We start from the raw sequence: 24162 nt of genomic DNA, 5'->3' as shown, positions 1-24162 counted from the left end.
GATGATAGGATTGGAATGAGAAAAGTTCTCACTACCAATCCCGTGCCTACCCTCCCGCTCCTTCATCCCGCCGCGCCGCCGTCCGCCCCCCGGCCCATGGCGATGGCGGCCCAGCTCTTCAGCGAGCACCAGCCGTGGCTGCTGCAGCGGCTGTCGTACCGGCTGCGCAACCGGGCCGATGCGGAAGACCTGGCCTCGGAGACCTTCCTGCGGGTCATCACCCGGCCGCAGGCCGATGCCCTGGAGGCTCCACGGGCCTACCTTGCCACCGTGGCCAAGCGCCTGCTCATCAACCTCTGGCACCGCCGGGAACTGGAGCAGGCCTATCTCGACGCGATCGCCGCACTGCCGCAGGCCGTCTCGCCGTCGCCCGAGGAAAGGGCCCTGCTGGTCGAGTCCCTGGAGGCCATCGCGCATGCACTGGATGCGCAACCCGACAAGGCGCGCCAGGCCTTCCTGATGAGCCAGCTCGACGGCCTCACCTACGCCCAGATCGCACAGCAGCTGGGGGTTTCGGCCAGCATGGTGCGCCGCTACATGGCCCGGTGCTGGGAAGCCTGCTGGCATCTGCGCACCGGCCCATGAGCGCGCCGCCCCTGGACGCCACGGCGCGCGAGGCCATCCGCTGGATGGTGCTGCTCCAGTCCGGAGAGGCGGGCCCCGCGGAAAGGCAGCGTTTCGACGCCTGGCTGGAACGCGACGAACGCCACCGTGCCGCATGGCTGCACCTGAACGGGCCGGTGGCGGACGTTCTGGCGCCCGTGCGCGCGTTCCACCCGCACGCGCCGGACCGGGCCCAGGCCATGGCGCAGGCGCTGGCCCAAGCAAAGACGCGGCTCCAGCGCAGGCGGCACGTGTTGAGGGGCGCGCTGGCCCTGGGCGGGGCCGGCGCCGGCACCGCCGCGCTCCTGCAGCGCTTCGACCCCTTGCAGCACACCTTCGCCGACGTGCATACCGCAACCGGCCAGCGCCGGCACTTTGCGCTGGCGGATGGCAGCACCCTGCTGCTCAATGCCCGCTCGGCGGCCGATGTGCAGTTCACCCATGAGCGGCGCCAGGTCACGCTGCGCGCAGGCGCCCTCATCGCCGATGTGCTGCCCGGCCGCCAGCGGCCCTTTTGCCTCGTCAGCGCGCATGGCGAGGTGCAGCCGCTGGATGCCGGCCGTCCGGCGCGCCTGCTGGTGCGGCAGCAGGCACAAGGCAGCTTGGTGGCCGCCCTGGACCAGGCGCTGCGCATCACGCCCCGGCAGGGGCCGCCAGTGGAGCTGCCCTCTGGCGGCACGGCGTCGCTGACGGCCCAGGGCCTGCGCCCGGCCACCGAGGAGGCCGTTGCCGCGGCCGCCTGGGAAAGCGGCCGCGTGACCGTGTACGACCGGCCTTTGGGCGAGGTGATCGATGCCCTGCGCGCCTACCGCGCCGGGTTCCTGCGCATTGACCCGGCGGCCGCGGCCTTGAAGGTGTATGGCAGCTACCCGCTGGATGACACCGACGAAGCGCTCCGGAGCATCGCCGAAACGCTGCCCGTGGCGGTGCATGTGCACTCCGGCGGCTGGCTCGTGCGCATCGAGCGGGCGTAGGCGGCAACTTTTTTTGCCGGGCCGGTGTCACTTTTTCGTCGTCGGCTGTCCTTTGTCGTGAGGGCCCACATCCGGGCCTGCCAACGAACCGACCACATCCATGCAAACACCTGTTCACTCCGGCTTGCGCCCTGCCGTGCTGGCGGCCTGCCTCCTGGCGGGCGCGCCGTGGGCCGCACACGCCCAATCTCCAGCCCCAGCCACGGTCCCTGCAGCCGCACGCACCTATGACATCCCGCCGCAGGCGCTGGGCGCGACCTTGACCCGCATCGCGCAAGAAAGCGGCGCGCGCATCTCCATCGATTCGACGCTGGTGCACGGCCACTCGTCGCCCGCGATTCATGGGCACTACACCGCCGAGCAGGCCGCGCAGAAAGCACTGGCCCACAGCGGCCTGCAGCTCGCCCGGACCGGGAACGGGACACTGACCGTCAGGCCCCTGCAGGGTGCAGAGGCCGCCGTGCCCGGCGAAGGCGGCCACGGCACCGCCGGGACGGCGCTGCCCGAAGTCACGGTGTCCGGCAAGGCCCCCGGGTCCACCACGGAGGGCACGGGCGCGTACACCACGTCCTCCACCAGCAGCTCCACCCGCCTGAACCTGACGCCGCAGGAAACGCCGCAGGCGATCTCGGTGCTGACCCGCCAGCGGCTGTACGACCAGCACCTGGCCACGGTGGCCGATGCGCTGGAAGCGGCGCCCGGCATCGTCTTGCAGCACACCACCTTCGGGCAGGACGGCCCCGCCGTCTATGCGCGCGGCTCCTATCTGCAGAACTACCAGATCGACGGGGTGCCGACTTCGTCCACGATGAGCCCGTTCCTGGACAACACGACGTCCTACGACCGCATCGAACTGGTGCGCGGCGCCACCGGCATCATGAACGGGCTGGGCACGCCGGCAGCCACCGTCAACCTGATCCGCAAGCGGCCGACGGTTGCGCCCCAGCGGGCGGTCACGGCGGAACTCGGCCGCTGGGACCGCGCGGGGGCCGGGGCGGACATCTCCGGCCCGTTGAACGAAAGCGCATCGGCCCGCGCCAGGCTGGTGGCCGATACCAGCCGCCGCCATGCGTGGGTGGACCGTTTCAGGCAGACGAACCAGTCGCTCTACGGCATCGTCGAACTCGACGTGGGCGACAAGACCCTGGTGACGGCGGGCTTCAGCCACCTCGCCAGCGACACCCGGTCGCCCATCATGGGGCGACCCCTTTTCTTCGGCAACGGCCAGCGCATTCCCCTCGGCCTTGCCGACAACGGCACCCCCGGCTGGAACTACTACGACCATGCCTCGACGGGCGTTTTCTCTTCCGTGGAGCACTATTTCGATTCGGGCTGGGTAGGGAAAGTGGAGCTGGGCCATTCGCGCTACCGCTACGACGGTGTGGTCAACAGCATCCTCGGCAGCATCGACGCGGCGACGGGTGACGGCGCGGAAATATCGCCGGCCCGCTGGGAAAGCCGCCCCACGCAGAACACGCTGGACGCCTATGTCTCGGGGCAATACGCGGCGTTCGGGCGCAGTCACGAATTGATCGCCGGCATCTCCCTCATGCAGCTGCGGTCGCAGAGCCCGGACTACTGGTCCAACGACGACTTCGTCTCCGCCGCCAACATCTACGACTGGACCACGGGCACCGCCGCGCCCACCTTCACCGATGAAGGCCGGAGCACCGCGAAGGAACGGCTCCAGAGCGTCTACGCCAGTACCCGCCTGCGCCTGGGCGACGCCACCAGCCTGCTGCTGGGCACGCGGCTGACCCACTGGACGGCGGACCGCTCGAACGCGGCGCAGCGCAGCGAACAGGTCTTCGTGCCGTACCTGGGCGTGGTGCATGCGCTCAACGGCACGTGGTCGCTGTACGGCAGCTACACCAAGATCTTCCAGCCCCAGACGGCGCGCACGATCCGCTACAGCGGCCTGGCGGCGGTCGATCCGGAAGAGGGCATGGGGTACGAGATCGGGACCAAGGCCAGTTTCCTGGACGGGCGCTTCCATGCCAGCGCGAATGCCTACCAGTCGAATGTGGACAACCTCGCCATCTGGAATCCGGAAATCTACCGCTACGAGATTCTGGGAAAGACCAGGACACGTGGCATCGAGATCGAGCTGAACGGCGCCCTGACCAGGAACTGGCAGGTTTCGGCCAGCTATGCCACCGCGCGCGTGGTGGACCAGAACGGCCAGCGCACGCTGGGCCATCTGCCCCAGCAGACGGTCAAGCTGTTCACCACCCGGCGGTTTGCAGGCCCGTGGAACCCGCTGACAGTGGGTGGCGGGGTCAGCTGGCAGAGCGCCATCAGCGGCGGCGGTCTTTTCAACTACACGCAAGGCAGCATGGCGCTGGTCAATCTGATGGCGCGCTATGAGGTCGACAAACATCTCGCCGTGTCCCTGCACCTCACCAACGCCCTGGACAAGCGGTATTACTCCAGCGTGATGAGCAACTACGGCACCTATGGCGCACCGCGGAACCTCATCCTTTCCGCGAAATACAGTTTTTGACCTCGGCGCCGCCCGGGCGAGGCCATTTCAAGAATATCAATGAAATCGACCTCAAACCCTTACCCACCAAGCGCAAGCAGCTATCAAAAGAAAAGCATGCCTGGTCAGAAAGACCAACCGGCCTGCACATAGCCCTGCCGCTGCACCGGCAACTGCCGCAGCACGGCCGAGGCTGGCCCGGCGCTGGCGCGCAGGCCGCCCTCCCAGCGCCAGCGATCCCCTTTCCACGCCAGGCTCGCCGTGAGCAGGCGCCCGCCATCCTCGGGGTGGTAGAGCATGTCCAGCGCGGGCTCCCACGCCCCGGCGGTCCAGCTGCCGCGCAGCAACAGGTTCTGCCGCCGCAGCGACGCAAAGGCGTTGAACGCCTGCGCCTGCCACGCCAGGTTGCCCGCCACGGCCGCCGGCGGGGCGCCGGCGGTGGCCATGCGCTGCAGCGCCTCCCCGCGCTGCGCCCACTGCCGCCACTGGCCCGCCGAGGGCGCCGTGCCGTCGTACCAGGCTTCCAGCAGCACGCTCACCTGCTGCGCGTTGGTCCAGGTGCCGCCCAGCAGCGCCTGCTGCGCGGCGCCGCCGGTGGCCGCGCGCCACGGGCTGGCAAGGGCCAGCGCGCCGGGCGCGGCCGAGGCGTCTTCCCAGGTATCGAAACGCGCCATGTGGCGCAGCGAGCCGTGCAGCTCCACGGCATCACTCGCCACCCAGGCGAAGGCGGCGCCCAGGCTGCCCCCCGTGCGCCGGCCCCAGCGGGTGAAGGCGTAGGCATCCAACGCACCCAGGCGCTGGTACCAGCGTGCCGCCAGCGCGGGCTCGCGGGCGCCCGTAGCGCTGCCTTCGGCCGTGGGATTCACGGCCACCAGGCTCCAGGCGGCGTCCTGCGTGTAGCGCTCGGCCATCAGCACCGGCCGCCCCTGCAGGGGCACAGCCACGAGCGGTCGGCGCACCTCCTGCTGCACCACGTCGTTGGGGCGAAAGCCGTAGCCCACGTCCCAGCAGACCACCTTGCGCCCCAGGCTCCACTGCCAGCCGCCCAGGGCGGCGGCGGCGTAGCCTTCCATCACCGTGGCCTGGGTGTGGCTGGGGCCACCTTCGGGGCGCTCGGCCTGGGCCACCACGTCGGCATGCCACTGCAGCCCGCCCCAGGCGGCACTGCCCTGCAGCTGGGCCAGCGTGACGCCCGACGAGGCCGGTGCCACCTCGATGGCGGGCAGCAGCGCATGCGCCTGGGCCAGCGGCCCGGCCTGCGCCGCGCTGCGCGCCAGCCAATAGCCTTGCCAACTGCCGCGTAGCTCGCCGCCCGCCGCCGGCACCATGGCCATGGCGGCGCACAGCAGCAACGCCAACCGGTTGCAGCACCCCGTCATTCCAGCACCGGGCTGCGCGCCAGGAACATGGGGTTGAGCCACTCCTCCGGCACCGTGCGCTCCTTGCGCTGCAGGTAGCGGATGCGCGTTTGCCGCTGCTGGCCCAACTGGTCGATCAGCACCATGGCATCCACCTGGCTGCGGCTGGCGTCGAGCTCGAAGTGCGCGGTCTTGGCCAGTTTGTCCGACTGCACGTAGAGCTGCGCACGCACCGGCTCGTGGCGCTGCCGGGCCAGCCACAGTTCCACGCGCTGGTAGGTCACGCCCTTGCGCGCGGCCTGCAGGGCCAGGCGGTAGCAGGCCCGGGCTTCATCCGGCTGGCAGGGCTCCTCGCCCACCAGGGTGGCGGTGTAGTCGCCGCTCCAGCGCATGGTGGCGATGTCGCCGGTGGAGGCATCACCCAGCAGCTTCTGCATGGGCGTGATGCGCATGGGCCGCTGGCTGCTGGGCATGAGCAGCCAGAAGTCGTCGCCCAGCATCAGCACCTTCTGGCCTTTCTCGGCGGCGCTTTGCATCAGCACCAGGGTACGGCGGTCCTGCTGCGCGAACACGGTGTAGCGGCGCTCCTTGTCGAGCGTGCCGTCGGTCTTGTACGACTGCACCAGGGTGTCCACCTGCAGGTTGTCGGCGCCAGTGCGGTAGCGGTCGGCGTCGCGCAGCATGGCGTCCACGTTCTGCGCCACGGCGGGCCAGGCCAGGGCCGCGGCCACGAGGCCCAGCAGGCGCGCCGGGTGCTTTCCCAAAGCAAGAGACATGAGAGCTTCCTTTCAGTTATCCATGGCGCCACGCGCCGCCCACAGCCCATGAAACCGGCGCGGCCTAGGCCAGCAGACGCCGCGCAAGGGCCGCCCCGCCGCGCTGGCGGCGTCCCCCTGCCCGCCACGCGCAGCGTGGCGAGAGCGGGGGGAAGCGGCGCAGCCGCTCAGGGGGGTGTCGTTCCATTCAGGTATGGGCCAGGGCTTCGACCACCGGCATGTGAACCGTCTTGCGCGCCACCAGCACCGAGGCCAGCAGCGTGAGCCCCACCATGGCCACCATGGTCAGCGCGTACAGCGTGGGCGAGAAGTGGATGAGCAGCGGGTAGCCTTCGCTGCGCCCGGGCGGCGGCGGCATCTGCACCGGAAAGACGTGCAGCAGCCCCGACACGGCCAGCGCCACCGCCGCGCCCGCCAGGGCGCCCAAGCCGCCCAGCAGCATGCCCTCCAGCCCCAGGCTGCGCAGCAGTTGCGACGGCAGGGTGCCCAGGGCGCGCAGTGTGCCGATTTCGCGGGTGCGCTCGATCACGGCCATGGCCATGGCGCTGGTGACGACGAAGACGACGATGACCGCGATGATCAGCCCCAGCGCCCCGAAGATGCGGTTGTACAGGCCGCGCACCGCCTGGTAGAACACCGCTTGCTGCTCCCAGGTCTGCACCTGCAGTTGCGGCAGTTGCGCGGCCAGGCGTTCGCGCGCGGCCTCGGTGGCCTCGATGCGGTCGAGGAACACGCCCAGGCTGGAGACGCGCTGCGTGACCAGCAGTTGCTGCGCCACCTGCACGCTGGTGTACACGGCGCGCTTGTCCATCTCCGGCACGCCGGTGGTGAAGGTGCCGGTCACCACCACGTCAATGGCGTTCATCGCCCCCTCGGTGGTGCTGGCCAGCAGCGTGAGGCTGCTGCCCGGCCCGGCCTTGAGGCTGCGCGCCAGGTCGTCGCCCAGCATCACCTGCGGCTGCGCTGCGCCGCTCTCCAGCAGGTGGCCGCTGCGCACGGTGAGGAACGGCCCCTTGACGGCGAATTCGCTGTCGGGCTCCACGCCCTGGGCCAGCATGACCACGCTCTTGTCGCCGTTGCTGACGAGCCCGCTGAACGCCACCCGGGGCAGCACATGGCGCACGGCCGGATCGGCCAGCAGCGTGCCGCGCAGGGCTGCCACGGCGTCCAGCCCGTTTTGCAGCGGCACGTCTTCGTCCTGCGCGAAGTGCGCGGGCGTGCCCACTACCAGGTGGCCGGTGTCGCGCGCCGAGGCCTGGGCCAGGCTGTCGTAGGTGAACAGCGCAAAGCCCCCGGCCAGCAGGATGGCCGCCGTGCCCAGCATGGCGATCGCGGTGGTGACCAGCGAGCGGCGCAGGTTGCGCAGGCAGTTGTGCCAGGCGAAGCGCACCCAGGTCCAGAAGTCGTTCATTGGATTCTCCCGTCCAGCAAGGCCACCACCCGGTCGCAGCGGCGCGTCAGGCGCCCGTCGTGGGTGGCGATCACGAAGGCCGCGCCCTCGGCCTGGCCGCGCTCGCGCATCAGGTCGAGCACCTGGTCGGCGGTATGCGAGTCCAGGCTGGCCGTGGGTTCGTCGGCAATCACCAGCCGGGGCCGCTTGACCAGCGCGCGCGCTATCGCCACGCGCTGGCGCTGGCCGCCGCTGAGCGCGTCGGGGCGGTGGTGCGCATGCGCCTGCAGGCCCACGGCGGCAAGCTGCTGCGCCACGCGCTCGCGCCGCTCGGCGGCAGGCACGCCGGCCAGGAACAGCGGGTAGTCCACGTTCTCGGCCACGGTCATCACGGGCACGAGGTTGAAGCCCTGGAACACGAAGCCCAGCGCATCGCGCCGCAGCAGGGTGCGGGCCTGTTCGTCCAGCCCCTGCACCGGGGTGCCGCCGAGGACGATTTCGCCCGCGTCGGGCGTGTCGATCAGGCCGCACAGGTTCAGCAGCGTGCTCTTGCCGCTGCCCGAAGGGCCGGTGAGCGCCAGCAGCTCGCCGCGCTGCACCGCGAGGTCCACCCCCTGCAGGGCGGGAATCACATGCGCGCCCAGGCGGTAGGTCTTGCGCACGCCGTGCAGACGCACCACGGCGCCTTCGTGCAAAGGTCTGCGGCTCATGGGCGCGCCTTTCCGTCCGGCGCCAGCCGCGCCTTGTCCAGGGCCTTGCGCACGCTCTCCTGGAACGCGGGGGGAGCCGATGGCAGCAGCGGGCTGCGCGCCACCTCGCCCAGCAGCTTCACGCCCCGGTCGCGCCGGTTCATCATCGCGGGCAGTGCGAGGAAGGTGTTGGCCGCCACCAGCTTGACGTCCAGCACGGCGGGAATCTGCCGCTGCCCCGGGGCGTCATGCGCGGGCTGCAGCATGGCCAGCGCCTTGTCCAGCAGGGCCAGGCCGTCTTCGGCGTAGGCCATCTTGCGCCAGGGCAGGTAGGTGGTGCGGGCCTGCATGGCCGTGGCGGCGCCCCGGTAGGCCAGCAGCACGGGGCTGGCGGGCTCGGCCTGCGAGAGGGCGCCAAAGCCCGCCAGCGCGGAGGCCAGTGCGGCGTCCTGGCCTTCGGAGGCCAGCAGGAACGATTGGAAGGCCGGGACAAACTGCGCGTCCGGCGCGGCCTGGGCACTGCAGGCCGCGGCGGCGAGCACGGCGGCACAGGCCATGTGGGTGAAGGGCGATGGGCGCATGGCGCGGGCGTGTCGGCGAGGGTGGAACATGGCGCCAGTGTCGAGAGCGCCGCCCCGCCCCGCAGCAGGCATGCGACGAAACACGTGCCCAGCGGCGCGAAGCGCGGCGGCCCGCCGCCAAATGGCGCGCGGCCTACCCGTGCGCCCGGCAGGCCTGCACGAAAGCCGCCAGCGCCGGCGAGGGCTGGCGGCCCGCGCGCTGCAGCAGCGAAAAATGCCGCCACATGCGCGGCAGCACCGTGGGCAGCAGCACCAGGGCCCCGCTGTCGAGCAGCGGCTGCACTAGTACGCGCGACAGGCAGCTGATGCCCAGCCCCTGCGCCACGCAGTGCGCGATGGCCTCGGAACTGCCCAGCGTGGCCGCCGAAGCCAGCTGGTGCAGGCGCGGCAGCAGGGCGTGCTCCACCATCTCGCGCGTGCCGGAACCCTGCTCGCGCAGCAGCCAGCGCGCGCGGCGCAGCGCCGCCAGGCCCAGCGGGCGCTGGCGCGCCGCCTGGGCCAGCGGGTCGTCCGGCGCGGCCACCAGCACCAGTTCGTCGCGCAGCCAGGGCGCCGTCTCCAGCCCCGGCCAGTGGCTGGCCCCTTCGATCAGCCCCAGATCGGCCTGCAGCGCCTGCACGGCCTCGGCCACCTCGCGCGTGTTGCCGATGTGCAGGTCCACGCTCACCTGCGGGTGGCTGCGCGCCAGGGCAGCCAGCACGCGGGGCAGCACGTAGCTGCCGATGGTGGTGCTGGCCGCCACGCGCAGGCGCACCGGCAGGCCCGCGCCCCGGGCGCCGAACGCCTGCTCGATGGCCCGCGCCTGCTCCAGCAGCGCCAGCGCCTGCGGCAGCAGCGCGCGCCCCGCGTCGTTGAGCACCAGGCCGCGCCCCGCGCGCTCGAACAGCGGCGTACCCAGGCCGCCTTCGAGCTGCTGCAGCGCCGCGCTGGTGGCCGACTGCGACAGCGCCACCACCGGGGCCGCCGCCACCGTGGAGCCGCTGTGCGCCACGGCGATGAAGATTTCGAGCTGGCGCAGGGTGAGGTGGAGCATGGCATCAACCTGTTCAACAGGCAGGCTCTAGATAAACAATCCGTTATACAAATATAACCAGTCTCCCTACAGTCCGGGCATGCCCTCCCTACGCAGCCTGCGCGCTCCCCCCGTTTTTCCTCCCGCCATCGCCCGGGCCGCGCCCGGGCTGGCCCTGGGCGGCGCCATCGCCGCCGGCGCGCTGTGGCTGGCGCGGCAGCCCTGGTTCGCCCGGCACGGGCTGGGCGCGCTGACGCTGGCCCTCGTCGCCGGCCTGCTGCTGGGCAACACGCTGTACCCGCGCCTGGCGCGGCCCTGCGGCCCCGGCGTGGCCCTGGCCAAGCAGCAGCTCCTGCGCGCGGGCATCGTGCTGTACGGCCTGCGCCTGACGTTCCAGGACATCGCGCAGGTCGGCTGGAGCGGCGTGGCCACCGACGCGCTGGTGCTCGCCAGCACCTTCGGCCTGGCCTGCTGGCTGGGCCAGCGCGTGCTGGGGCTGGACCGGCGCACCACCTTGCTGATCGGTGCGGGCAGCTCCATCTGCGGCGCCGCCGCCGTGCTGGCCGCCGCACCAGTGGCCAGGGGCCGGGCGCAGGACGTGGCGGTGGCCATCGCCACGGTGGTGGTGTTCGGCACCCTGGGCACCTTTCTGTACCCCGCGCTGTTCCACTGGAACGCGGCACACGGCTGGCTACCCGCCAACGCGCAGCACTACGGCCTGTACGTGGGCGCCACGGTGCACGAGGTGGCGCAGGTAGTGGCCGCTGGCGCGGCCGTGGGCCCCGAGGCCGCCAGCACGGCGGTGATCGCCAAGATGGTGCGGGTGATGATGCTGGCGCCATTCCTGCTCGCGCTCTCTGCCAGCCAGGCACGCGCGGCGCGCATGCAGGGGCAGCACGCGGTGGGCCACGGCGCCATCACCATTCCCTGGTTCGCGCTGGGCTTCGTTGCCATGGCCGGGGTGCATTCGCTGGGCGTGCTGCCCGCCGCCGTGGTGCATGCCGGCGTGCAGCTCGACGACCTGCTGCTCGCCATCGCCATGGCGGCCCTGGGGCTGACCACCCACGTGCAGGCCGTGCGGGCCGCGGGCCTCAAGCCCTTGCTGCTGGCCGCCGCCCTGTTCGCGTGGCTGCTGGTGGCCGGGCTGGCGCTGAGCCACTATCTGCCGCAATGGCTGTAATGTCAGTTGCGTTGCGCGCCACCCGCCGCACACGAAACCGGGGCGGCCCATGCGCGGGCAACCGCGCAAGGGCCGCCCCGCCGCGCTGGCCGCTCAGGGGGGGGTCGTGTCACTTCAGGGCCGCTGCATCCGGCAACTGGTGGGTAGCTGTGCCTGGGCCGCAGGGATCTGGCGCACCACGCGAAAGCCGTAGCCCGAGCCTTCCACGTCGAACGGCACGCCCGGGGTGCCCTGCCGGTCCATCACGCCCACCGCCAGGGCCTGCTGGAACTGGTGATCCTGCGCGCGCATGAAGCCGCCGTGGCCCGCCATCCGCACCTGGGCCTGCTCCAGCGCCCGCGCCACGGCCACCGCGTCGAGGCTGGCCGCGCGTTCGATGGCCTGGGCCAGGGCCTCCACCATGAGCTGCATGCGCAGGTGCACGTAGTCGTCCTGCGGCTGCGGGAAACGCGCGCGGAAGGCACGGTAGAACGCCTCGCTGGGCGCGCCCGGCACGTTGGGCAGCCAGTCGGCCACGGCCACCACCTTGCCCACGCCGGCCTCGCCCAGCGCGGCCGGCGCGCCCAGGGCATTGCCGTAGAAGGTGTAGAAGCGGCCCTCGTAGCCCACGTCGCGCGCGGCCTTGACGAGCAGCGTCAGGTCGTTGCCCCAGTTGCCGGTGATGACCGCCTGCGCGCCGCTGGCCTTGATCTTGACGGCGTAGGGCGCGAAGTCCTTGACCCGGCCCACGGGGTGCAGCTCGTCGCCGACGATGGCCACGTCGGGCCGCTGCGCGGCGAGCTGGCGCCGCGCCTCGCGCAGCACCGCCTGGCCGAAGCTGTAGTCCTGCCCGATCAGGTACGCGCTGCGCACGCCCTGGTCGGCGCGCAGCACCTCCATCAGCGCCGCCATGCGCATGTCGGCATGGGCATCGAAGCGGAAATGCCAGAAGCTGCACTTTTCGTTGGTGAGCTGCGGATCGACGGCCGAGTAGTTCAGGAACAGCACGCGCCTGGCGCTCTCGCGCTGGTTGTGCTTGGCGATGGCCTCGACCAGCACCGCTGCCGTGGCCGAGGAATTGCCCTGCAGGACGATGCGCGCGCCATCGTCGATGGCGGCGCGCAGCGCCGACAGCGCCTCCTCGCTCGATCCCTTGCTGTCGTAGCGCGTCAGCGCCAGGGGGCGGGCGCCGCCCGGCAGCATGACGCCGCCGCGCGCGTTCACCCGCTCGGTGGCCCAGAGCAGGTTGCGGTACACCGCCTCGCCGGTGTTGGCGAACGGCCCGGACAGGCTCTCGACCAGCGCCAGCTTCACCGGCGCGGCGGGCTGCGCCAGGGCCATGGCGGCGCTGCCGCATAGGGCGGCGGCGGCCCATTTCAAGGCCTGGCGGCGCAATTTATTCATGCGTGGATTCCTCTTGAAAAGCGGCGCGGGCCACCTACCTTTTCACCAAGCGGCAACCACGTCGGGCGCCGCGCAGTGTATAGGAGTAACCCTTATGATCTTCGCCCCCGTGATGCAGCGCAGCCCCTTCGCCCCCCGTGCCGCCGACCAGGCGCTGCAGCGCTTCCTGCTGGATCAGCTGCAGGCCAGCACGCCCCAGGGCTGCCAGGTGCAGCAGGACGACAAGGCCGTCACGCTGCAGCTCGATGTGCCGGGCCTGGCGCGCGAGCAGCTGCAGATCGACATCGACGGTGCCGTCGTGCGCCTGCAAAGCACCGAAGGCGCCCCACGCCAGGTGCGCCGTGCCTGGGAGCTGCCCGCCGAGATCGACGCCGCCGCGAGCAGCGCCAAGCTGGAAAACGGCGTGCTCACGCTCACCCTGGCCAAGCGCATCCCGGCACCAACAGCCACGCGCCTGGCGATTGACTGACTCTCTTTTTGATAGCTTCTAGCGCCCGCCAGCATTGCGCTGCGGGCGTTTTTCATTGCCAGGCCGCCCCAAGATGAAAAGCGGCCCCCTCGGGGGGCAGCGACCCGCGCAGCGGCGGAGCGTGGGGGCCATTTTCATGTGCAAAGACTGTCGAGCGGCCAGCGCGGCTTGACGTCGAAGGCGTAGTCGCGGCGCGCCTGCTCGCGCCCGGCCTGCAGGCGCATGGCAGCGGCCATGGCGATCATGGCGCCGTTGTCCGTGCACAGGTGCAGCTCGGGGTAGTGCACGCGCACGCGCTGGCGCGCGCAGGCGGTGTCGAGCTGCTCGCGCAGCAGGCGGTTGGCGCCCACGCCGCCCGCCACCACCACGCGCTGCAGCCCGGTCTGGCGCAAGGCCTTCAGCGTTTTCTTCACCAGTACCTCGACGATGGCCGCCTGGGTGCTGGCCGCCAGGTCGGCCTTGCGCGCCTCCAGCTGGTCGCCCAGCTTGCGCGCCTGGGTGAGCACGGCGGTCTTCAGCCCGGCGAAGGAAAAGTCCAGGTCGCCGCTGTGCAGCAGCGGGCGCGGCAGGGCGAATGCGGCAGGGTCGCCCTGCTGCGCCAGGCGCGACAGCGCCGGCCCGCCCGGATAGCCCAGGCCCATCAGCTTGGCCGACTTGTCGAAGGCCTCGCCCGCCGCGTCGTCGATGGTTTCGCCCAGCAGCGCGTACTGGCCCACGCCGTCCACGCGCATCAATTGCGTGTGGCCGCCGGACACCAGCAGGGCGACGAACGGGAATTCGGGCGGATCGGCGCTGAGGAAGGGTGACAGCAAATGCCCCTCCAGGTGGTGCACGCCGAGCACGGGCCTGCCCAGCGCCGCGCCCAGCGCGCAGCCCACGCCCGCGCCCACCAGCAGCGCCCCGGCCAGGCCCGGCCCGCGCGTGAAGGCCACGACATCGACCGCGCCGAGCGCGCGCCCGGCCTCGGCGAACACCGCCTCGGCCAGCGGCAGCACGCGGCGGATGTGGTCGCGGCTGGCCAGCTCCGGCACCACGCCGCCGTAGGCCTGGTGCATCTCGATCTGGCTGTGCAGCGCGTGGGCCAGCAGGCGCGGCACGTGCGCGCCGCCCTGGGCTTCGACCAGGGCCACGCCGGTTTCATCGCAGGAGGATTCGATCCCCAGAATCAGCAAGCTCATGCCCGCGAGTGTAGGGCGTGTCCCATGGCACGCGGGCCGGGCGTAGTCAGCGCCCGCCGCTGATGTAGTGCTGCAGTTGATCGATGATGAATTTCTGCGCCGAGATGATGTCCTTGACCAGATCGCCGATGGAGATCAGGCCTTGCAACTGGCCCGCGTCGTCCACCACCGGCAGGTGGCGCAGGCGGTTGCCGGTCATGATGGCCATGCACTCCTCGCTGCTCTGGCTGGGGCGCACGTACAGCACGTCGCGCGTCATGACGTCGCGCACCAGCGTGGCAGCCGAGGTGCGCCCGAGCAGGGCAATCTTGCGCGCGTAGTCGCGCTCGGTGACGATGCCGACGATGTCCTGCCCCTCCATCACCAGCAGCGCGCCAATGCCTTTCTCGGCCATCAACTTGAGCGCATCGAGCACCGAGTCGCCGGGCGCGATACGGTGGATGGCATTGCTGGACTTGGATTTCAGGATGTCAGAGACGATGGTCATGGAAGCCTCCCGTGAAGTGAAGGCCCATTTCAGCCCAACTGCAGGCCGGATGCAACAGGGTGATCGATAGTCCGGGTGGCCGGTGCGGGGCCTGCCGCCTGCCGCTGGCCTTTCATGGCCCGGCGCAGGGCCACGGCGTCGGCCTGCGGCGCCTGCCCCGCCGCGTCGAGGCGGAACACGTGCACCGTCTCGGCCATGGTCTGCGCCTGGGCCTGCAGGGCCTGAGCCAGCGCCGCGTTGTGCTGCACCAGCGCCGCGTTCTGCTGGGTGATGAGGTCCAGTTGCACCACGGCGGAATTGACCTGCGAAATGCCGGTGAGCTGCTCGCTGGAGGCGCTGTGGATCTCGCCGATACAGGTGTTCACGCGCCGCACCAGGGCCAGCGACTCGGCCATGGTGCGCTGCGCGGCGCCGGTTTTCTCATGGCCCTCATGCACCCGCGCGGCCGAGTCGCCGATGAGCTGGCGGATCTCCTTGGCGGCGCTGGCCGAGCGCTGCGCCAGGCTGCGCACTTCGCTGGCCACCACGGCGAACCCGCGCCCCTGGTCGCCCGCGCGGGCCGCCTCCACCGCGGCATTGAGCGCCAGGATGTTGGTCTGGAAGGCGATGCTGTCGATCAGCTGCGTGATCTCGCCAATGCGCACCGACGCCGCCTCGATCTGCTGCATGGTGTGCGCCACGCCGTCCACCGCGCTGCTGCTGCGCTCGCTCACCGACGTGGCCTGGCTGGCCAATTGCATGGCCTGGCTGGCGGATTCCGTGGTCAGCTTGACGGTGCCGGTGATCTGCTCCATCGACGCGGCGGTTTCCTCCAGGTTGGCGGCCTGCACCTCGGTGCGCGCCGACAGGTCGCGGTTGTCCTGCGCGATCTCGGAGCTGGACACCTGCATCTTGTCGCTTTCGTCGCGCGCATCGCGCACCACCGACTGCAGGTTCACGCCCAGCTGGGCCAGGGCTTTCTCCAGGTCGCCGACGACGCCGCTGTGCTTGACGTTCACGCGCTGCGTCAGGTCGCCCGCGGCCAGCCGGTTGGCCTGCCGCACCAACTGCACCAGGGGCACCACGGCCATGCGGTAGGCGAAGCCGGCAATCGCGCACGTGAGCGCCAGGGCCACGCCCCAGGCCACGGCAGCGCCCATATGCAGGCGCTGCCCGCTGACCAGGGCGGCCACGAACGCCACGCCCAGCACCGCCAGCGCGGTCAGCACCAGCCGCCCCAGCATGCCGGGCAGCAGCAACGCGCAGCAGCGTCCCCAGGCATCCACCCGCACCGGGTTGCCCGCGCGCAGCATGTGTACCTTGCGGCCCGCCTCCTTCTCGGAGCGCAGGGTCTGGTACAGGCGCTCGGCGGCCTGGATCTGCGCGCGCGTGGCCTCGGTGCGCACCGACATGTAGCCCGAGGGCCGGTCGCCGTCCATCAGAGGGGTGACGTTGGCCATCACCCAGTAGAAATCGCCGTCCTTGCGCCGGTTCTTCACCGGGGCCGACCAGGGCTGGCCGCTGGCGATGGTCTGCCACATGTCGCGGTAGGCTTCTTCGGGCATGTCGGGGTGGCGCACGATGTTGTGCGGCTGGCCCAGCAGCTCCTCGCGCTCGTAGCCACTGACCTCGATGAAACTGGGGTTGCAGTAGAGGATGCGCCCCTTCAGGTCAGTGGTGGAAACCAGGGTCTGCCCCCTGGGAAACGGGTACTCCTGCGTGCTGACGGGCAAATTCGTTCGCATGAGGCGCTCCTTTCCAGGAAATGTCGCTTTTCCATCGCTCCCGGCCCGAGGTGCCGAGAGAGGCGTTCGCATTATGTAACGATGTTTTCGTTTGGCCCAAGCACTTTCAAGCACATGCAAACCCTGTATCCCGGCGCACCAGCATGGCGCACGCCCGGCGGCTTTTTTCTGGCACGGCTCGTGCTTTGACCCGGGGCAAGGCGTGCCGATGCAGGCGCGCCCCCCACGGACAACGGCGTCCGCACGGCGTGCATCGGCCTGGTTTCCGGCGCGCCTGCGGGCGCATTTTTTTTGCCGGAGCCTTTCGCATGAGCCAGCCCAGCCCCTCCGCGCGCCAGCAGGTGCGCAGCGTCTGCCCCTACTGCGGCGTGGGCTGCGGCATCGTGCTCGAAGTGGAGGGCCGGCGCGTCATCCAGGTCAAGGGCGACAAGCTGCACCCCGCCAACCAGGGGCGCCTGTGCACCAAGGGCCAGACCTGTGCCCAGCCCCTCACCGCGCCCGGCCGCCTCGACAGCGCCTACGTGCGCCAGGCGCGCGGCCAGGAGCCTGTGCGCAGCCCCATCGGCCAGGCCATCGCCGAAGCCGCCCGCCGCCTGCGCGCGGTGCGGGACGCGCACGGGCCGGACGCCATCGCGCTCTACGTCTCGGGCCAGATGTCGCTGGAAGCGCAGTACCTCGCCAACAAGCTCGCCAAGGGCTGGCTGCGCACGCCGCACATCGAGTCGAACTCGCGCCTGTGCATGGCGGGCGCGAGCAGCGGCTACAAGCTCTCGCTCGGCGCCGACGCGCCGCCGGGCGCGTATGACGACTTCGACCGCACGCGCCTGTTCTTCGTCGCCGGCGCCAACATGGCCGACTGCCACCCCATCCTGTTCCTGCGCATGATGGACCGGGTGAAGGCCAGCGCGCGCCTGATCGTGGTGGACCCGCGCCGCAGCGCCACGGCCGAGAAGGCGCACCTGCACCTGGCGCTGCGCCCCGGCACCGACATGGCGCTGCTCAACGGCCTGCTGCACCTGCTGGCCGAGGGCGGCCATATCGACGACGCCTTCATCGCGCGCCACACCGAGGGCTGGGCCGGCATGCCCGCGCACCTGGCCGAATTCCCCCCCGCGCGCGTGGCGCAGATCACCGGCCTCGCCGAGGCCGACATCCGCACCGCCGCAGCATGGATCGCCGAGGCCGGCCCCGAGTGGATGAGCTGCTGGACCATGGGCCTGAACCAGAGCATCCACGGCACCTGGCACACCAACGCGCTGTGCAACCTGCACCTGGCCACGGGCGCCATCTGCCGCCCCGGCGCGGGGCCGTTCAGCCTCACCGGCCAGCCCAACGCCATGGGCGGGCGCGAGATGGGCTACATGGGCCCCGGCCTGCCCGGCCAGCGCAGCGCGCTGAACGCCGAGGACCGCGCCTTCTGCGAGGCCGCCTGGGGCCTGCCCCCTGGCACGCTGCGCGCCGAATCCAGCGGCGGCACGGTGGAGATGTTCGAGCGCATGGCGACGGGCCACATCAAGGCCTGCTGGATCATCTGCACCAACCCCGTGGCCACCGTGCCGCACCGCGGCCGCGTGGTGGAGGCCCTGCGGCGCGCCGCGCTGGTGATCGCGCAGGACGCCTTCCTCGACACCGAGACCAACCGCCACGCCGACATCCTGCTGCCCGGCGCGCTGTGGGCCGAGGCCGAGGGCGTGATGGTCAACTCCGAGCGCAACCTCACGCGCATGCCGCGCGCCGTTCCTCCCCCCGGCGAGGCCCTGGCCGACTGGGACATCATCGCCCGCGTGGCCCGCGCCATGGGCTTCGGCGACGCCTTCCACTACACCAGCGCCGCCGAGGTGTTCGACGAACTGCGCCGCTTCGCCAACCCGGCCACCGGCTACGACCTGCGCGGCGCCAGCCACGCGCGCCTGGCGCGCGAAGGCCCGCTGCAGTGGCCTTGCGCGCCGGGCGACACAGCCAGCCGCCACCCTATCCGCTATCTGGCCGATGACGGAGAAGGCCCGCGCTTTCCCACCGCCAGCGGCCGCGCGCGCTTCTGGCCCCGGCCCTGGATGCCGCCCGCCGAACTGCCCGACGGCGACTACCCCTTCACCCTCAACACCGGCCGCGTGCAGCACCAGTGGCACAGCCTGACCAAGACCGGCAAGGTGCCCACGCTGAACAAGCTCAACCCCGGCCCGTTCGTCGAGATCCACCCGCAGGACGCGCAGGCCCTGGGCATCGCCGCCGGGGACGCGGTGGAGCTGCGCTCGCGCCGCGGCCGCGCCGTGCTGCCCGCCGTGCTGACCGACCGCAGCGCGCCGGGCCAGTGCTTCGCGCCGTTCCACTGGAGTGACGTGTTCGGCGACCACCTCGCCATCAACGCGCTGACCTGCAACGCCACCGACCCGGACTCGCAGCAGCCCGAACTCAAGCACTGCGCCGTGGCACTGGCCCGCGTGGCCGCCGCCGTTTCACCCTCCACTACCGCCATGCAAGACACCCCTGCCCCCACCCTCGCCCTGGCCGCCGCCGATGCCGCGCTGGAACCCCTGGCCCACGCCCTGGGCCTGCCCGCCGCCGCGCCCGCCCTGGCGCTGGACGAAGACGCGCAGACCTACCTGCAAGGCTTTCTGCACGCCCTGCGCACGCCCGGCGGCCTGGCGCCCGGCAGCGTGCCGGTGCTGCCGCCCTCGGCGCCCTTGGCGCGCGCAGCGCGGCTGCGCGTCGATGGGCTGCTGGCGGGCCTGTTCTCGCGCGCGCCCGGCGTGCAGGCCGCTGCCGCCGCCGTGGCCGCGCCCGCATCCGCCGCCCTGCCCGTCGCCGTCCTGTGGGCCTCGCAAACCGGCAACGCCGAAGGGCTGGCGCAGCGCGCCGCCGCGCAGTTGCGCGCGCGCGGCCACGCCGTGGAGCTGGCCGAGATGAACGCCTTCGAGCCCGCGCGCCTGGCGCGCACGCCCTGCGTGCTGTGCATCGCCAGCACCTTCGGCGACGGCGACGCGCCCGACAGCGCGGGCAGCTTCTGGGCCGCGCTGCAGGCGCCCGCCATGCCGCGCCTGGAGGGCACGCGCTTCGCCGTGCTGGCGCTGGGCGATTCGTCCTACGCGCAGTTCTGCGGCTTCGGCCGCCAGCTCGACGAACGCCTGCACGCCCTGGGCGCGCAGCGCCTGCACGCGCGTGCCGATTGCGAGCCGGACTTCGAGCCCGCCGCCGCGCCGTGGCTGGAGGCCGTGGCCGGCGCGCTCGGCGCCGCCGAATCCGCCCCCGCAACTACAGCAACCACGGCAGCCACGGCCCCCCCTGCGGCCCCGCCCGCCGCCAGCACCTGGAGCCGCAAGCAGCCCTACGCCGCGCGCCACGTGGGCAACACCCGCCTGAACGCTGCAGGCTCGCAAAAGGACGTGCGCCAGCACGTCATCGCCCTGGGCGCGGACGGCCCGGCCTACGAGGCGGGCGACGCGCTCGGCGTCTGGCCCTGCAACGACCCCGCGCGCGTGGATGCGCTGCTCGCGCAACTGCGCCTGCCGCCCGATGCGCCCGTGGAGCTGCCCACGGCCGGCGCGCTGCCGCTGCGCGAGGCGCTGCTGCGCCACCTCGACATTGCGCGTCCCACGCCCGCGCTGCTGCGCCGCATCGCCGGCGAGCAGGCGGCAGGCGGCTTCCTGCCCGAACTGCTCGCAGCCCGCCCCGATGCGGTGCAAATGGACGCCCAAGCCTGGGCGCAGGCCCTGCGGCCCTTGCAGCCGCGCCTGTACTCCATCGCCTCCAGCCCCAAGGCGCACCCGGGCGAGGTGCACCTCACCGTCTCCACCGTGCAGGGTGGCGTGTGCTCCACCTTCCTGGCCGAGCGCACGGGCGGCGCGCCGCTGCCCGTCTTCGTGCAGCGCAGCGCGCACTTCCGCCCGCCCGCCGACACCGCGCGCGCCATGGTCATGGTGGGCCCGGGCACCGGCGTGGCGCCGTTCCGCGCCTTCCTGCAAGAGCGCCAGGCCGTGGGCGCGCGCGGGCGCCATTGGCTGTTCTTCGGCGAACAGCGCGCCGCCACCGACTTCTATTACCGCGACGAACTGCTCGCCTGGCAGCGCAGCGGCCACCTGCACCGGCTGGACACCGCCTTCTCGCGCGACCAGGCGGACAAGGTGTACGTGCAGGACCGCATGCGCGAACAAGGCGCCGAACTCTGGGCCTGGCTCCAGGACGGTGCGGCGTTCTACGTCTGCGGCGACGCCGCGCGCATGGCGCGCGACGTGGAGGCCGCGCTGGCCGGCATCGCCTGCACGCACGGCGGCATGGATGCCGACGGCGCGCGCGCATGGATCGCGCAGTTGGGCCGGGAGAAGCGCTACCTGCGCGATGTTTATTAGAGGGCCCCCCCCTGAGCGGCTGCGCCGCTTCCCCCCGCTCTCGCAGCGCTGCGCGCTGCGGGCAGGGGTACGACGCCCGCGCGGCGGGGCGGCCCTTGCGCGGCGTCCGCTGGCCCTCGGCCGCGCCAGTTTCATGGGGGGATCTGGTGCAAGCTCTTGATTCGATAGCTGCTGGCGCTTTCCCAGCAAGGGTTTCACATCACTTCTTACCTGGATTCGTTTCCAGGCAAGCGCTGAAAGCTCCCAAAAACATAGCGGAAACTGCGTCCCAGTGCACCAAAGTGCGGCACGGCACGCGCATTGCGGCTGGCACGCTTCCTGCGTAATACCCCGCAAGGCAGCCAGGCCAACGAGGGCCGGGCTGTCGATACAGAGCCCCTGGGCCCTGACTACGGACAACGGCGTCCATTTCCCACCAGGCCCGCAGGGCGGGTGGGCGATGGGCGCCGTTTCGTTTTTGGGGTTCGCCGATTTCCGACGTTCCGACCTGAAGGAGTTTCACATGGCCACCCCCGATACCCCCCACACCGCCCAGGCATCGCGCCGCGGCTTTCTCGCCGCTGGCGGGGCCTTCGTCTATGCCAGCCTGGGCCACCACGGCGCGTGGGCCGCGGGCTCGGACGCGCCCGAGAAGAAGGAGGTGAAGATCGGCTTCATCCCGCTGACCGACTGCGCCAGCGTGGTCATGGCCTCGGTGCTGGGCATCGACCAGAAGTACGGCGTGAAGATCACCCCCACCAAGGAGGCGAGCTGGGCCGGCGTGCGCGACAAGCTGGTGAATGGCGAGCTGGACTTCGCCCACGTGCTCTACGGCCTGGTGTATGGCGTGCACCTGGGCGTCTCCGGCCCGAAGAAGGACATGGCGGTGCTCATGGGCCTGAACCACAACGGCCAGGCCATCACGCTGTCGAAGAAGCTGGCCGACAAGGGCGCCAAGGACGGCGCGGGCCTGGCCAGGCTGATGGCCGCCGAGAAGCGCGAATACACCTTCGCGCAGACCTTTCCCACGGGCACGCACGCCATGTGGCTGTACTACTGGCTGGCGGCGCACGGCATCCACCCGCTGAAGGACGCCAAGGTCATCACCGTGCCGCCGCCGCAGATGGTGGCGAACATGCGCGTGGGCAACATGGACGGCTTCTGCGTGGGCGAGCCATGGAACCAGCGCGCCATCCTGGACGGCATCGGCGTGACGGCCAGCACCACGCAGGCCATCTGGCAGGACCACCCCGAGAAGGTGCTGGGCACCACGGCGGAGTTCGTGCAGAAGTACCCGAACACGGCGCGCGCCGTGACGGCCGCCATCCTGGAGGCGGGCCGCTGGATCGACGACAGCCTGGCGAACAAGGCCAGGATGGCCGAGACCATCGCCAGCAAGGCCTACGTGAACACCAGCGTGGATGCCATCAACCAGCGCATCCTGGGCCGCTATGAGGACGGCATGGGCAGGCGCTGGGACGACCCGCACCCCATGAAGTTCCACAACGGCGGCGCGGCCAACTTCCCCTACCTGTCGGACGGCATGTGGTTCCTCACCCAGCACAAGCGCTGGGGCCTGCTCAAGGACCACCCCGACTACCTGGGCGTGGCCAGGGCGGTGAACCGCATCGACCTGTACAAGCAGGCGGCGGCGGCCGCCAAGGTGCCGCTGCCCAGGAGCGACATGCGCAGCCACAAGCTGGTGGATGGCGTGGCGTGGGACGGCAGCAACCCCGCCCAGTACGCCGACGGTTTCAAGATCAAGGCCTGAAGGAGAACGCACCATGGTCAGCGCAGTCTTTCACTCCCCGCGCGAATCCGCGACGCCCCCGGATACTATGAAAAAAGTAGCTGCCAGCGCTTTCCAGGAAAGCGCTGGAGGCCAAAAACAGTCACAAAAACCGCCACGCGACTGGGCCGCGGCCTCGCGCGCCTTCTGGCTCGCCGTGCTGCCGCCCGCCTGCGGCCTGGGGCTGCTGCTGGGGGTCTGGGCGCTGGTGGCGTCCACCACGGGCCAGAGCATTCCCGGCCCGCTGCAGACCTGGGCGCAGGCGGTGGAGGTGTTCAGCGACCCGTTCTACCGCAACGGCCCCAACGACCAGGGCGTGGGCTGGAACGTGCTGGCCAGCCTGCAGCGCGTGGCCATCGGCTTCGGGCTGGCGGCGGCGGTGGGCATACCGGCGGGCTTTCTCATCGGGCGCTTCGCCTTCCTCTCGCGCATGTGCAACCCCATCATCAGCCTGCTGCGGCCGGTGTCGCCGCTGGCGTGGCTGCCCATCGGGCTGCTGGTGTTCAAGGGCGCCAACCCGGCGGCCATCTGGACCATCTTCATCTGCTCCATCTGGCCCATGGTCATCAACACCGCCGTGGGCGTGCAGCGCGTGCCGCAGGACTACATGAACGTGGCGCGCGTGCTGAATCTTTCCGAATGGAAGATCGCCACCACCATCCTCTTTCCCGCCGTGCTTCCCTACCTGCTGACCGGCGTGCGCCTGGCCGTGGGCACGGCCTGGCTGGTGATCGTGGCGGCCGAGATGCTCACCGGCGGCGTAGGCATCGGCTTCTGGGTGTGGGACGAGTGGAACAACCTGAACGTGCGCAACATCCTCATCGCCATCTTCGTCATCGGCGGCGTCGGGCTGCTGCTCGAACTGGCGCTGGTCCAACTGGCCTCGGCCTTCACGTACGAAGAGGTGAAATCATGAGCAACCCCGCCAAGTTCATCGACATCCAGGGCGTCGCGCAGACCTTCAAGACGGCCAAGGGCGCGTTCCCCGCGCTCAAGGACATCGACCTAGGCATCGCCCAGGGCGAGTTCGTGGCGCTCATAGGCCACTCGGGCTGCGGCAAGAGCACGCTGCTGAACCTGATCGCGGGCCTCGCGGCGCCCACCAGCGGCGTGCTGCTGTGCGCCAACAAGGAGATCAAGGGCCCGGGGCCGGAGCGCGCCGTGGTGTTCCAGAACCATTCGCTGCTGCCCTGGCTCACGTGCGAGGGCAACATTCACCTGGCCGTGGAGCGCGTCTTTGGCGCCAGGGAGAGCAAGGCGCAGCTGCGCCAGCGCACCGAAGCCGCGCTGGCCCTGGTGGGCCTGGCGCACGCCGCGCACAAGCGCCCCGGCGAAATCTCCGGCGGCATGAAGCAGCGCGTGGGCATCGCGCGCGCGCTGTCGATGGAGCCGCAGGTGCTGCTGATGGACGAACCGTTCGGCGCGCTCGACGCGCTGACGCGCGCCAAGCTGCAGGACGAACTGCTCGACATCGTGGCGCGCACGCGCAGCACCGTGGTCATGGTGACGCACGACGTGGACGAGGCCGTGCTGCTGTCCGACAAGATCGTGATGCTGACCAACGGCCCCGGCGCCACCATCGGCGAGGTGCTGCACGTCGATCTGCCGCGCCCGCGCGAGCGCCTGGCGCTGGCCGAGGACGCGCGCTACGCGCACTGCCGCAAGGCGGTGATCGACTTCCTCTACACCCGGCAGGGGCATGTGGAAAAGGCTTGAACCCCCCCCTGAGTCGCCTTCGGCGCCTTCCCCCTCTCTCTACGCG

At 71.1% G+C, this 24162-nt stretch carries 19 protein-coding genes; 9 read left to right on the top strand and 10 right to left on the bottom strand.

All coding sequences use genetic code 11. The features are described 5' to 3' along the window. The first annotated feature begins 15 nt into the window (after positions 1 to 15). The 3 genes from YS110_21055 (at position 16) to YS110_21045 (ending at position 4080) form a co-directional block, all read left to right on the top strand. Entirely contained in the window at positions 16 to 585 is a 570-nt protein-coding gene (locus YS110_21055) for a sigma-70 family RNA polymerase sigma factor (GenBank protein UJB67079.1), read from the top strand. Then, complete coding sequence (locus YS110_21050) at positions 582 to 1577, top strand: DUF4880 domain-containing protein (protein UJB67078.1); 996 nt, start codon at positions 582 to 584, stop codon at positions 1575 to 1577. Before YS110_21055 ends, YS110_21050 begins: the two co-directional genes overlap by 4 nt. 100 nt (positions 1578 to 1677) lie before the next feature. Beyond that, complete coding sequence (locus YS110_21045) at positions 1678 to 4080, top strand: TonB-dependent siderophore receptor (GenBank protein ID UJB67077.1); 2403 nt, start codon at positions 1678 to 1680, stop codon at positions 4078 to 4080. A 104-nt stretch (positions 4081 to 4184) separates the two neighbouring features. On the opposite strand, the gene YS110_21040 is transcribed toward YS110_21045, so the two are convergent. The 6 genes from YS110_21040 to YS110_21015 all read right to left on the bottom strand — a co-directional run bounded on the left by YS110_21040 (position 4185) and on the right by YS110_21015 (position 9886). Then, entirely contained in the window at positions 4185 to 5417 is a 1233-nt protein-coding gene (locus tag YS110_21040; protein ID UJB67076.1) for a hypothetical protein, read from the bottom strand. A 17-nt stretch (positions 5418 to 5434) separates the two neighbouring features. Continuing rightward, a complete protein-coding gene (locus tag YS110_21035) occupies positions 5435 to 6193 on the bottom strand; it encodes an outer membrane lipoprotein-sorting protein (GenBank protein ID UJB67075.1) in 759 nt (252 codons plus the stop codon). 187 nt (positions 6194 to 6380) lie between these two features. Then, positions 6381 to 7604: an ABC transporter permease gene (locus YS110_21030; protein ID UJB67074.1), complete on the bottom strand. Its 1224-nt coding sequence runs from the start codon at positions 7602 to 7604 to the stop codon at positions 6381 to 6383. After that, positions 7601 to 8263: an ABC transporter ATP-binding protein gene (locus YS110_21025; protein UJB67548.1), complete on the bottom strand. Its 663-nt coding sequence runs from the start codon at positions 8261 to 8263 to the stop codon at positions 7601 to 7603. The genes YS110_21030 and YS110_21025 overlap by 4 nt, the downstream gene beginning before the upstream one ends. 26 nt (positions 8264 to 8289) lie before the next feature. Continuing rightward, entirely contained in the window at positions 8290 to 8853 is a 564-nt protein-coding gene (locus YS110_21020; protein UJB67073.1) for a hypothetical protein, read from the bottom strand. Positions 8854 to 8986: 133 nt separating this feature from the next. Further along, the gene (locus YS110_21015) at positions 8987 to 9886 is read right to left on the bottom strand and encodes a LysR family transcriptional regulator (GenBank protein ID UJB67072.1); all 900 of its coding nucleotides are present in this window, start codon (positions 9884 to 9886) and stop codon (positions 8987 to 8989) included. Between the two features lie 79 nt (positions 9887 to 9965). Here YS110_21015 and YS110_21010 point away from each other — a divergent pair, with 79 nt between their 5' ends. Further along, the gene (locus tag YS110_21010; protein ID UJB67071.1) at positions 9966 to 11045 is read left to right on the top strand and encodes a YeiH family putative sulfate export transporter; all 1080 of its coding nucleotides are present in this window, start codon (positions 9966 to 9968) and stop codon (positions 11043 to 11045) included. A 114-nt stretch (positions 11046 to 11159) separates the two neighbouring features. On the opposite strand, the gene YS110_21005 is transcribed toward YS110_21010, so the two are convergent. Then, complete coding sequence (locus tag YS110_21005; protein ID UJB67070.1) at positions 11160 to 12428, bottom strand: branched-chain amino acid ABC transporter substrate-binding protein; 1269 nt, start codon at positions 12426 to 12428, stop codon at positions 11160 to 11162. Positions 12429 to 12522: 94 nt separating this feature from the next. On the opposite strand from YS110_21005, the gene YS110_21000 reads away from it, so the two are divergent. Next, a complete protein-coding gene (locus YS110_21000) occupies positions 12523 to 12897 on the top strand; it encodes an Hsp20 family protein (GenBank protein UJB67069.1) in 375 nt (124 codons plus the stop codon). 134 nt (positions 12898 to 13031) lie between these two features. Here the strand turns inward: YS110_21000 and tsaD are convergent, their stop codons facing one another. The 3 genes from tsaD to YS110_20985 are packed head-to-tail and all read right to left on the bottom strand — an operon-like array spanning position 13032 to position 16286. Continuing rightward, on the bottom strand, positions 13032 to 14075 hold the full coding sequence (gene tsaD, locus YS110_20995) for a tRNA (adenosine(37)-N6)-threonylcarbamoyltransferase complex transferase subunit TsaD (protein ID UJB67068.1): 1044 nt from the start codon (positions 14073 to 14075) through the stop codon (positions 13032 to 13034). 46 nt (positions 14076 to 14121) lie between these two features. Beyond that, entirely contained in the window at positions 14122 to 14562 is a 441-nt protein-coding gene (locus YS110_20990) for a CBS domain-containing protein (GenBank protein ID UJB67067.1), read from the bottom strand. A gap of 29 nt (positions 14563 to 14591) precedes the next feature. Next, entirely contained in the window at positions 14592 to 16286 is a 1695-nt protein-coding gene (locus tag YS110_20985; GenBank protein UJB67066.1) for a PAS domain S-box protein, read from the bottom strand. A gap of 308 nt (positions 16287 to 16594) precedes the next feature. On the opposite strand from YS110_20985, the gene YS110_20980 reads away from it, so the two are divergent. From YS110_20980 to YS110_20965, 4 genes are all read left to right on the top strand, one after another. Continuing rightward, a complete protein-coding gene (locus tag YS110_20980) occupies positions 16595 to 20632 on the top strand; it encodes a molybdopterin-dependent oxidoreductase (GenBank protein ID UJB67065.1) in 4038 nt (1345 codons plus the stop codon). Positions 20633 to 21134: 502 nt separating this feature from the next. Continuing rightward, positions 21135 to 22382 carry an ABC transporter substrate-binding protein gene (locus YS110_20975; GenBank protein UJB67064.1) on the top strand — a complete coding sequence of 416 codons (1248 nt, stop codon included), beginning with the start codon at positions 21135 to 21137 and terminating at the stop codon, positions 22380 to 22382. A gap of 13 nt (positions 22383 to 22395) precedes the next feature. After that, the gene (gene ntrB, locus YS110_20970; GenBank protein ID UJB67063.1) at positions 22396 to 23316 is read left to right on the top strand and encodes a nitrate ABC transporter permease; all 921 of its coding nucleotides are present in this window, start codon (positions 22396 to 22398) and stop codon (positions 23314 to 23316) included. After that, positions 23313 to 24116 carry an ABC transporter ATP-binding protein gene (locus YS110_20965; protein ID UJB67062.1) on the top strand — a complete coding sequence of 268 codons (804 nt, stop codon included), beginning with the start codon at positions 23313 to 23315 and terminating at the stop codon, positions 24114 to 24116. The genes ntrB and YS110_20965 overlap by 4 nt, the downstream gene beginning before the upstream one ends. The last annotated feature ends 46 nt before the right edge of the window (positions 24117 to 24162 follow it).

It is taken from the genome of Acidovorax sp. YS12, from assembly GCA_021496925.1.
Taxonomy (GTDB): domain Bacteria; phylum Pseudomonadota; class Gammaproteobacteria; order Burkholderiales; family Burkholderiaceae_C; genus Paenacidovorax.
This window is presented reverse-complemented; position numbering and strand designations above follow the sequence as displayed.